Below are 10,962 nucleotides of genomic sequence, written 5' to 3'. Positions count from 1 at the left end.
AAAGCCCTTGGTGACATCTGCAGCATGTTCTCACCCGAAGAATGCTGGAACTACTTCCACGCTGCAGGCTATGTGTCAGGTTAAAAGCGAAATGTTCTAGCGGAAAATCTTGTTCGCGGGCTTGCTCCGGATGCTCCATCCTTGTGTGTTCAAGGTCGGGCATACTGGGAACGCAGGTGGGACCCCGTTCCATCCCGGGGAGCCGATCCCGCTGAGTAGCAAGGGGCTCATCTGCGCCGCCACCACATGAACCTGAACAGTTGCAAGGGGCGACCGCCGTGCCGACCCCGAATATCAAGGACAGGACAGGACAGTGACTTTGCCCCAAACCTACATCGGCGTCGATGTTGCGAAAGACTGGATCGACGTGTGTGACCCTGCCGCCTCGCGGCATGAGAGAATTCCGACCGACCGCCGATCACTCCGCAAGTTTGCGGCGTCGGTCGGCTCATCCATCGTCATTCTCGAAGCTTCCGGCGGCTATGAGCGACCTGTCATGTCCCCCTGTCCGAAGCCGGACGGCAGGCGACGTGCGTCAATCCTCGGCAGGCCCGCGAATTTGCTCGCGCTACCGGGCGTCTGGCCAAGAGTGACCGTGTCGATGCGCGGGTCCTGGCCGAGATGGGACACGCTCTACAGCTGGTTCCGGGGCGCCCACGTTCTGCCGAACGCCAGCGTTTGGCTGACCTTACGGCGCACCGCACCGACATCTCCGCCATGATCGTTGCCGAGAAGAACCGCTTGAGGACAACGCAGGACCAATGGATCCGGCGTAGCATCTCGCAACACATCAAGACCCTGCAAGCCAGCTTGGCGAAAGTCGAAGCAGAGATGGAGGCTGTCATCCAAGAACAGGCCGACTTGCGCGATCAGGCCGTTCGTCTGCGTCAGATCAAGGGGATCGGGCCCGTCGTCTCAGCAACCTTGATCGCGCAACTCCCTGAACTTGGCGATCTGGACCGACGATGTATCGCGGCGCTCGCAGGACTTGCACCACATGCCAATGATTCCGGACATCGACGCGGCAAACGCAGCATATGAGGTGGACGCGGCACGATCAGGAGAACGCTCTATCTGGCAGCACTCACTGCCAGCAGGTTCGACCCGCGGTTCAGGGCGTTCAAAGAGCACCTGCTTGCAGCCGGAAAGGCCAAGAAGCTCGTCATCGTCGCTTGCGCGCGCAAACTCCTGACCGTGCTGAACGCAATGATGCGAACCGGAACAACCTACCAAGGCGCCATCTCCTGAAACACAGTTGCTACTCAGGAGGCCGAGCCTCCGGCAAACCCGAAGCGGTTCAGACTGGATGGTCTATCTTGATGTGAAAGGCCGGCTAGGTGCCGGCCACCTTGATCAAGTCTTGTCGGACGACGGCGCCCACCCGTAGATGGGCGCGGCTTTTCGTATCTGCCTTGCAGCTCTGGGGTTGGTCCGCCCGCAAGACACTGGCTTGGCCTATCCCGACCGTTCACGAGACAAACAGCCCCGCGTTGTGACCTTCAATGACGTCATTTATTGCGGTCACATGTGCTGTAGTGGAACTGCGGATCGGGCTTGGCATTCTGCTTGCCCAGCCCTGATCGGCAGATTCATCCGCGCGGTCAGTCCATGCAAGCAAACACCCGAGGTGAACGCTATTTCGGCATGATGGAGAGATGGTTCCGCGTGTCCCGATCGTCTGCCTTTGGGCGGCTGCGCAAGGCGACGCGACTGCCCGACGTCGCGGCATAGACCACATAGGCCAGTCCCAGCACCTGCAGACCCAGCAGGGCCAGAAACGCCACACCGACGCTTTGCCACATCGAATAGCCCATGCCGCTGGCGGCGAACATGGCACCGACAGCAGTCGCGACGGCGGCTACAAGGTAGAACAGGACATACATGCCGCATCTCTCATCAGGTGCCTCAAGGTATCACAACTAAATGCAAAATTGATGAGAAAGGTTAAAAAAAAGTTACCGACCCATCATTTTCTGCTTAAGAGACATGTAATACTTGGGTCCGCCCAGATAATTCTCCATCTCTCCGGGGAGGAGGAAGGACTTCAACTTGCGCAGGTTGACCCGGTCATAGACCACACCCAGACACCGCTGTTCGAGCACCTGATCCTCCGCAAGGGCTGATTCGGTGATCGCTCTGGATGTCTTGCCCCATTCCGCGACGATGATGAATTGCGCCAGCTCATGCAGGATCGCGCGGCCCTGCGCCACCGGATAGAGCGGCGGTACATCGACGATGACACGGCTGAAATCGCGTGCCCCCGCCTCCTGTGTGATCCGGGCCAGAAGCTGGCCGGTCAGCAGGTCGTCCGAGGGACCGCCCTGATCGAGGCCACAGGGAAGCACGACCAAGTTCGTGTCCGCGATGCTGACCAGCATGCTCTGCCAATCGCCCCGTTCGGCGGCCGCGTCGGTCAGGCCGGGCTTGCGGTCCAGGCCCAGCATCCGGCTGAGTGCCCGCCCCCGGCTGTCAGCGTCGATCAGCAGAACGGATTGGTGTCCGATGCCCAGCTGGCCTGCAAGGTTGAACGCGACCGAGGATCGCCCCTCGAATGGGTGGAACGAGGTCACGCCGGTCACCGGCAGGGGCTTTCCGACCGCCTCGCCCGCCAGGCGGACATGGCGCAGCGTTTCGGCATAGACGGAATCAGGATAGTGCAGCACGGGTACGGGCACGTCGATCGCCGGGGGCTTGACCTTGGCCACCACGGGCAACGTCTCTCCGCGATGGGCGGGAGGGATGGCCGGGCTGCGAACGGCGTTCCGTGACGCGCCCGCCCCCCGCTGACGACGCACCGGCGGCAGCACCGGCAGGTGGCCTAGAAAGCGCAGGCCCGAATGCTCGGTGACATCCGCCGCGGTGCGCAACGACCGCTCGCGCCATTCCCGCAGGGCGGCGACGGCCATGCCCAGGAACAGCCCCAGAAGGGTCGCGGCCAGGGCCGTGCGCAGGACCGCCGGCCCCGAGGGCGAGGTCGGAACCTGGGCATAGGACAGGATGCGCACGTTCGAGACCGGGAAGGATTGCTGCTGTTCGATCTCCTGAGAGCGGGTCAGGGTCTGCTGATAGATGGTCGACAGGGTCGCGGCCTCTTCCTGAAGGGCGCGCAGGCGGACAAAGTTGGCGGCCTGGTCGCTGTTGCGCTCGGACGCCTGCTGGACGCTCTGCTGCAGCGCCTCGACGCGGGCGTTGGCCACGTCCAGGGCACTCTGCGCCTCGGCGCGGCGGGCCTGCAGCTCGACGAACAGGCGTTCCGCGGTGGTGGCCAGGGTCTGCTGCAGGCCGGCCACCTGCGGATGATCCGGTCCCGAGGTCGTCAACAAGCGCTGCAGCCGCGCCTGGACATCGTTGTAGGAATCCAGCCGCGCCCGCAGCTCCAGCGAGACGTCGCCGCCGATGGCCAGGGCGCTGTTGTTGTTCGTCAGCCCCTCGACGCCGCCTTCGACCGCGCGTTCATAAGTGTCCAGAACCGCCTGCGCCCGTGCGGCCTCGGTCAGGACGGCGGTCAGGTTGGAGTTCAGCTCGTTCAGCGCCTGCTCGGTCAGAAGGCCGCCGGAGGAGAATTCGACCAGGCTGTTCTCGGCCGCGAAACGCTCGGCGGCGTTGGCGGCGGCCTGCGCCTGCCGCTGCAGCTCCTCCAGGCGCGTCTGCATCCAGGCGGTCGTCTGGCCCACGGAATCGGAGTTGGCGACCAGAATGTCGCGCACATAAAGATCGGCATAGGCATTCGCGACCTGCGCCGCGATCGCCGGATCATGGGACACGAACATGACCGCAACGGCCGAGCTTTGACCGATGCGGGCAACGCGAATGCCGCCCTGCAACCGCATCGCCGCCAGGCGCCGGGCGGGATCGGTGATGGCGGTCCCTTCGGGGATCGCGACAGGCTCTGCGACATCGGCGGGGGTGGTCAGCGCCGTCAGCTGGTCACGGGCCCATCTGACCGGGCTGAGCGCGGTCCCGATCACCTGGCCGATCGCCGAGGTGAAGGCCGACCGGGGCGGGTTCATGAACGAGGGATTGTCCTGCAACCCGGTCAGGTTCAGCACGTCATTGGCCAGCTTGTCCGATTCCAGGACAACGCGGGCATTCTCGATGCGCTCGGCCGGCAGGGCGACGGTGGCGATGCCGCCCGCCTGCTGGACCGAACGGTTGACGTTGCTGTCCAGCAGCAGGCTGGAATAGGCGCTGTAGGTCTCGGGCTTGGCCATGGCATAGGCCAGACCCAAGACACCGACCAGCACGGCCGGCAGGATGATCGTCAGCCGCTGCCGCCGCAGGGCCACCATCAGCCGACGCAGATCGATGGTCTGCGCGGGCGCGGCCGGTGCGTCGCCATAGGCATTTGCCCCGTCATAGGGCTTGAGTTCGCGTCCCATCACCGTTCCTTCGGTCCCAAGCGGGGGCTGGTGTCAGTCACCGCCGGCGCCGTTCCATAGAGCTCGATCTGCCGTGCGCCGCCAAGCCGGGCGACGGCACCGACATGCAGCGCCGCCCGCATCAGCTGGCGGTTCCGCCACGCCGGGCGTGCCACACCCAACAGGGCCAGACCGCCGCAGATCGCGGCCTTGCCCGCCGCCACGCCCGCAGCGCCGACACGTGCCGGCCATGACCGCCCCCGCGCGACCAGACTGGCATGCGTCTGACCCATCCGATAGCGGCGGCGCAGCAACCACGCAAGCCGCGCCCGGTCCGAGGGCACGGTTTCGTGCACAAGCGCGTCGCGCGCAAAGGCGATCCGCCCGCCTGCGGCCAGAAAGTCGGCAAAAAAGGCGCTGTCTTCGCCCCCCGACCGACCACGCCGCGGATCAAAGCGCAGCGCCGCCGCAGCGGGGTCGGCCAGGTCGATCAGCACGTTGCAGGTATAGCCGCTGGTGATCGCGCCGTCCTTGCCAAAGACCGGCAGGGTGTCATGCGCGCGGGCCTCGTCCATCCATTTCGGCGCGTCACTCTGGTAATGGGCCCGCACCGGACCCAGAACCGCGCCCGCGTCGCCCGCCCGCCAAGCCGCGACCAGCTGGCGCAGCCAGCCCGGCTCGACCGTCTCGTCATCGTCCAGAAACACCAGCAGCCGCGCCCCGGTCTGGCGCGCGTGATCCAGCAGCGCATTGCGCGCGATCGAGATGTTCGCCTGTGGCGCGTGCAGATAGGTCACCGACAGCGGGTGCTCCGACGCCGTGACCAGCGCCCGGGCCGAGGGTTCAGCGTCGTTGTCGGCCACCGCGATGGCCGTGGGCAGGCCGCAATCCGCCAGCGCCGTGAGGGATGCCAGCGTCGCGGCCAGTTCGGGGCGGCGAAAGGTGCAGATGCCGATCAGCACCCGGTCGTGAAAGGCGGGCGCGGTCATGCGGGCTCCTGTTGCGGCGGGGCGGGGCTGCGGGTCAGCCATTGGCGCCAGAACCCCGCCGACCAGGCCATGTGCATCGTCCCCGCGACCAGACCGGCCAGCAGCCCCTGGGGCCGCCCGGTCTGGACGGCGATCATCACGCCCCCCGCCACACAGGCCAGCAGCCACAGGATCAGCGGGGCGGCGAACAGCAGGCTGACCGGGGCCAGCACCACCACCGCCGCAGCGGGCGCCAGCATCGCGACGATCGCCTGCCGCCTTGCGGGGCGGAGGTTGTTCTTGCGCAGGTTGCGGGCGCGGCCCCGGCCGAAATTGTAGTATTGCCGGATCAACGGACCCAGCTGCGCGCGCGGGAAATAGGTCAGCCCAGTCCGCCCGGTCAGCCAGATGCGGTGGCCCGCCCTGGTCAGCCGATGGTCCAGCTCGGCATCCTCATTGTGGCTGAACGTGCCGTCATAGCCGCCGACCGCCCGAAAAGCCGCGATCCGCATCAGGGCGTGATGGCCGTGATCGACCCAGGCCCCGCCGCCCGCCAGCCGGTGGGCCGAACCACCATTGCCCAAGCGCGAGTTCTGCGCCTCGGCAATCACGGTCTGCAGGAAGCCCTGCCCCTTTGCATGCATGGAGACGACGACGCTGTCCGCCCCCGTCTGCTGCGCCTCGGCCAGCAGGATGTCGCCGTAATCATCAGGATAGGCGCTGTGGGCATCAAGCCGCAAAAGCCATTCGGCCCCCTCGCCGAATTGCGCGACGGCCAGGTTCACGCCCGCCGATTGCAGGCGGTCGGGGTTGTCGATCAGGCGTATCAGCGGATCGGCACTCATCCGGCCGCGAACAATGTCGCGGGTGCCGTCGGCAGAGCCGCCATCGACGACCACGACCAGCCCGCCCGCGCGCCGGGCAAAGCCCGTGGCGAAGTCCAGCACGCCGTCGATGTGGCGCGCCTCGTTCAGGGCCGGAATGACGATCAGGACACGGGGTGTGGGCATGGGAACCTCAGCTGGCCGTCACGGCGGCCGCAGTCTGCTGGCCCACGCCCACGCCGCAGATCGCCGTCGTCAGCGACCGGCATTCGTCATCGTCCATCTCCAGCGCGGACCGGGGCAGCGCCGCGACCGTCGACCGCAGCGCCGCCAGTCCGGCGGAGTCGATCCCCGACAGGGCGGTGGCGGCGGCCTCGGGCGTGGGGGCCGCGACGGTGATGCCGCAGGACCATGCGGATGCCCGGCGCGCGACCTCTGTGCCGTCCAGAACGACCGGAACCGCGCCGTTCAGGCACCCCTCGTACAGCCGGTTCGGCAGCAGCCAGTCGGAATTCTGGCCGGCCTGATAGCGGTCGATCAGCCAGGCCACGTCGATGCCGCCGTAAATCTTGGGCAGGTCCGCGGGCCAGTCATAGGCACCCAGAAAGGACAGATCGGGGTTCGCATCGATCACCTCCTGGAAATCGCCCATCACATCCAGCGCCGGACGCCCGCGCAGGATCACCTGGAACCGCCCCGGATGCGCGCGGGTCAGCCGGTCCAGCACCTCCAGCGACCAGCGACAGCGCAGCATGCCGAACCAGCCGATGATCAGCGGCCCGCCATGCGCCAGGCCCTGCGGCGCGGGGGCGGGCAGGACCGGGTCCGGGGACGCGAAGGGCTTGTTCTCGACCAGCAGGGACGCGATGTCAGGCTGAGCGTAGGGGCGCAGGTAACGGCTGTGGAACGCGGGCGAGGACAGCACGACCAGGCGGGCGCGCCGCATCAGGGCGGCCTCGACCCGGCGCAGCACGCGGGCCGCCGCGCCCTGCCCCAACATCATGCCATGGATGTCCAGAAGCTCATAGACCAGACGCGCGCGGCGGGCACGGGCCAGCCGCGCCCCCAGTGCCAGCATTTCCAGGTTGCGGGCCAAGATCACTTCGGGTTCCGAGGGGTTTTGCGGCGGCAGCGCCCGCCCCACGCCCGGCCAGGCGCCCAGGATCGCGCGCACCCGCTGGATCATGCGCCCATTGGCCGTCTGCCCCAGAACCGTGGCCGGCTCCGGCAAGGCGCCCTGCCCGCGCCTGAACCCCGCGACCCGGACCTGCGCCCCGCCCCGACGCAGCATGTGGACGCGCCTCCAGATCGACGGATCATCAAGGTCATGGGCAAGGTAGGTAATGAACAAAGGAATCTCCGGCAGAAAGAGCCGCTGGGGTGATCGTGATGCAGAACCGGCAAAAAGCGTGGCGATGGCCACGGATGTCTGGGCAAGGGATAGACAATTCGACCGTGCGGGAAAACAGCCGAATAGGCCGATTTGTCGGAATGAGCGACAAGGAAGCGTGAGTTGGTGACCGGAAAGGCAGTTTCCCGGCCCTGGGCAAGCGCCAGAGTTGCGCCGCAGACGCGCCGCGCAACCAGCGCACATGCAGCCCGCACTGTCATGTCCGATGATTAACCATTTCCTCATATCCATTACCAGTCGGTGAACATCGCCGACACCTTTGACACGCGCAGCTTGGTCGACAGATTCGCTCGTCTCGAAACGCGGCAGATGAATTACACCGATACCTGCCGCCGTGACCGCGGAGGCAAGGGTCTCGACCCTCCGTCCCGCCCCCCGCGATGCAGGCCACCTCTGGCCGCGCATCGAATACTGAGCAGAAGATATGAGACACGGCCTACGATCCCGATCTCGAACCCATCTTGGAAAGCATCACCGCACAGCTTGCCGCCATCAGTGCGCGGCTGGACCGACTGGATTCGGTTCCGTTGATCCTGTCGCCAGAGCCCGAACCCGTCGCGACGCCCGCACCCGAACCCGCAGCCGGATCACCATTCCCGCCGTGATCGAGGTTGCCGCCGGTCAGCGCGAGATCTCCATTCTCATCAGCTTCGGCCAATACAGTGGGGAACTATCGTCACGTCACCCACCTGGTGAACATCAGCGGCGGCGTCACCAATGCCGGCAACGTGCCGACGCAACCCGAGAATTTTGTCGGGATGGATGTGATCTATCGGTGGTCGCCGGGTGACGACCTGGGCCATTACCTCAGGCTGGTCGCCAAATCGACCTATGCGGCAGGCCGCAAGTTCGGCGTCGAGATCCGCGTCAGGGGTTTGGGCGACGCCGCCGCGCATCCCGTCATGACGCCCCAGTTCCACCGTCCCCTGCGCCGGCTGGCCGTGTCGAAAGCGCAGCGCAAGAACGCCTTCGACCCCGCGACCGCAAAGCATTCCGACACCGGTTTCGACAAATCCGGCAGCCCCGTCTGGCGGTCGCGCCTGTCGCATGGCTACGCGCAGGACGGCAACGGGGAAACCGGCCTCTACATGAACGAGGACAAGTTCCCCACCACCGCGCAGACCTCCATCGCCTACGACGCGGCAGAGAAGGCCCTGCGGCTGCACACGCTGGCCTTTCCGACGGATGCCCGGCCCGAATTCGAAAGCCGGCTGTTCCGCCATCAGGCCGTGATCATCCAGGGCCAGACGATGAACGACGTCTGCGGGGTCGAAGGCGTCTGGCGGATGGAGGCCAAGATCCCGATCCGTCGCTATTCCTGGCCTGCCTTCTGGCTGGTGGGTCGCGGCACGACGGGCGCCCAGGGCAGCTGGACCCAGTGGCCCCCGGAAATCGACATTCTGGAGAAGTTCAACCATTGCTGGGGTGCGGCGGATACGCCCTGTACCACCACCCTTGCCCAGCATTGCGGCCATGCCGGTTCCAACACCCGCGCGGGCACCTTCGACAGCGAGATCGAGGTCAACCATTGGCTAACCCAGCCCCCGCCCATGACCGAGGCGTATCACAGCCGGGCCTGCGTCATCGTCTACGACCCCAAGGACACCACCAAGTCCGAGGTGACGTTCTTCTTCACCGATATCGAGGTCGGCTGTCATGTCCTTCATGCCCGCCACCAGGACATGAAGATCCGCCTGGAGCTGTATCCGATGGCCAATATCGCGGTGAAGGCACCCGGCACCGACACGCCCGAGCAGGACACTACCGATGACGGGCGCGGTCATTCGGGCGACATGCTGGTCCGTGACATCGCCTACTATCCTTCGGGGTTCGTGATGACGCCCTGGTCGGATCTATCGGTTCAGGCACTGGCGTAACGGCCAACACTCCCCGATAGCCTCAAGGACGCCCCCGCCGGATCAGGCGGGGGTGTTCACCGTTGCACCAACCCGTGCTGAAATGCCCGTGATGCAGCAAGCAAGCGGATCGGGAACCGGACGGCCAGTGGAAAACCGGGGCACCGTCGATAAGCGGACGCGGGGCCTGCCCCGACGCCGAGATCATGGGCCGCCTAGGGCATGGGACAGGTGACGGTCGCCTGCTTCCTCCTCAAAGCCGTTGCGTCAGGGATCATCCGGCTGACCGCATGGCAATCTTGAAAAACGGCAGTGCAGGCCAATCACCGGATGCGTCGACCTGGACCTGTCGCAGTCTGATGCCGCTGCAGCGGGCACCCAATGCGCAGCAACCGAGGTGACCCGCGGGCGCCGGTGCTGGCGTCTCCCCCTCCGCCTGATCCCGTTTGACCAACCTTCTGGCCTGACCAGGAGGGCCAGAAATGAGGCGCGGCGGATTCACCGGCGATCAGGCCATCGGGCTACCGTGACGAAGGGCTCTCGGTCTGGCGGCGAAGGGGGCGCAAACGGGCCCGTGGAACACGCTCACCGATGCCCCTGGCCCTGATGCCGGACCAGCGCTGGTCGACTAACCCTTGCCATGATCATTCGGACCGTCGCCCCTCGGGCGTGAACCAATGGCGCCGATCTCTCCAGCCGAGCGACCCTGAAACGGGCCGAGCGGAAGGACGTCGCCTAACCTGCGTCGACCCCGGCAAGCCGCCGTGAGACACGCCTTTTTCCAGAGCTTCAAAGGCAGTCTGCGCAACGAACTGATGAACAAAGAGATCTTCGATACCCCGGCCTGTAACCAACGCAAGTTCGCCCGCGGCGCTAGAACGACAACAATGTCAGGGCCGCATTCATCGCTGGGCAACCTGACCCACTCGAAGCGCGCCGGACGCGTGCGCGACCCAACGGAGCGGCACCAGGTGTGCTTGCCTTGGAACCATCCACCGAACACCAATTTCAAACCGGCAGCCTTCCGTCATGAACGAAGGACTCACGGGTGATGACGGTCGTCAATTCCGCTTACCATGAGGTCGATCGCGCGATCTGACATGTTCCCGATCTTACTGACAGGTGCGGCGAGGCCTTGAATGCTCTCATAAGATTTTGCGCTGTTTGACCCTCGAAAGGGCCCACTGCCGGCCGCGATGGCGTTCGTGCCCTCGTCAGTGACCCGCACCTTTGCGGGCGCCGTCACGCAAGGCGAGAGCGTCCTCATACAGCCGATCTGCCACTCGTTTGTGAGCGGCGTCTGACGGATGAGCGACCCAATAGTAGAAGTAAGTGTCGGGCAAATGACAGATCGACGTCGCCGGACCGTAGCCCCCCTCGCGGCAGGGTTCGGTGACATTGGTAAATCCGTATGCGTCGGGGTTCACGATGATTTCGTCGAAATATGGGTAGTGTCCGCGCACGTGGTGTAATTTCACCGGCACGTTCGGTGTAATCTCGGGTGGCCATCGAGGTGTATGATCGAGGTGGAGTTTCGACGCTTCA

8 protein-coding genes are annotated in these 10,962 nt (G+C 65.5%); 2 read left to right on the top strand and 6 right to left on the bottom strand.

All coding sequences use genetic code 11. From position 1 onward, the window contains the following. Positions 1–504: 504 nt before the first annotated feature. A complete protein-coding gene (locus tag ABS73_RS16475) occupies positions 505–1,041 on the top strand; it encodes an IS110 family transposase (protein ID WP_277020346.1) in 537 nt (178 codons plus the stop codon). Positions 1,042–1,634: 593 nt separating this feature from the next. Here ABS73_RS16475 and ABS73_RS16470 read toward each other — a convergent pair. From ABS73_RS16470 to ABS73_RS16450, 5 genes are all read right to left on the bottom strand, one after another. Next, positions 1,635–1,883 (bottom strand): hypothetical protein, encoded by a 249-nt coding sequence (locus tag ABS73_RS16470; protein ID WP_277020328.1) that lies wholly within the window; start codon positions 1,881–1,883, stop codon positions 1,635–1,637. 72 nt (positions 1,884–1,955) lie between these two features. Then, positions 1,956–4,379, bottom strand: coding sequence for a Wzz/FepE/Etk N-terminal domain-containing protein (locus tag ABS73_RS16465; protein ID WP_277020331.1), 2,424 nt, complete (start codon positions 4,377–4,379; stop codon positions 1,956–1,958). Then, positions 4,379–5,347: a glycosyltransferase gene (locus ABS73_RS16460; RefSeq protein WP_277020334.1), complete on the bottom strand. Its 969-nt coding sequence runs from the start codon at positions 5,345–5,347 to the stop codon at positions 4,379–4,381. The genes ABS73_RS16465 and ABS73_RS16460 overlap by 1 nt, the downstream gene beginning before the upstream one ends. Further along, positions 5,344–6,336: a glycosyltransferase family 2 protein gene (locus tag ABS73_RS16455; protein ID WP_277020337.1), complete on the bottom strand. Its 993-nt coding sequence runs from the start codon at positions 6,334–6,336 to the stop codon at positions 5,344–5,346. Before ABS73_RS16455 ends, ABS73_RS16460 begins: the two co-directional genes overlap by 4 nt. A 7-nt stretch (positions 6,337–6,343) precedes the next feature. After that, positions 6,344–7,441 carry a glycosyltransferase family protein gene (locus tag ABS73_RS16450; protein WP_277020339.1) on the bottom strand — a complete coding sequence of 366 codons (1,098 nt, stop codon included), beginning with the start codon at positions 7,439–7,441 and terminating at the stop codon, positions 6,344–6,346. Between the two features lie 782 nt (positions 7,442–8,223). Here ABS73_RS16450 and ABS73_RS16445 point away from each other — a divergent pair. After that, positions 8,224–9,438, top strand: coding sequence for a LamG domain-containing protein (locus tag ABS73_RS16445; RefSeq protein WP_277020342.1), 1,215 nt, complete (start codon positions 8,224–8,226; stop codon positions 9,436–9,438). Positions 9,439–10,631: 1,193 nt separating this feature from the next. Here the strand turns inward: ABS73_RS16445 and ABS73_RS16440 are convergent. Beyond that, positions 10,632–10,962 (bottom strand): SGNH/GDSL hydrolase family protein (locus tag ABS73_RS16440; RefSeq protein ID WP_286693565.1); only part of this gene is annotated, 331 nt, incomplete at its 5' end.

The sequence above is a fragment of the Paracoccus sp. SCN 68-21 genome, assembly GCF_001724535.1.
GTDB classification, from domain to species: Bacteria; Pseudomonadota; Alphaproteobacteria; order Rhodobacterales; family Rhodobacteraceae; genus Paracoccus; species Paracoccus hibiscisoli.
Note: the sequence above shows the minus strand (reverse complement) of the source record. Positions and strands in the feature narration are given on the sequence as shown.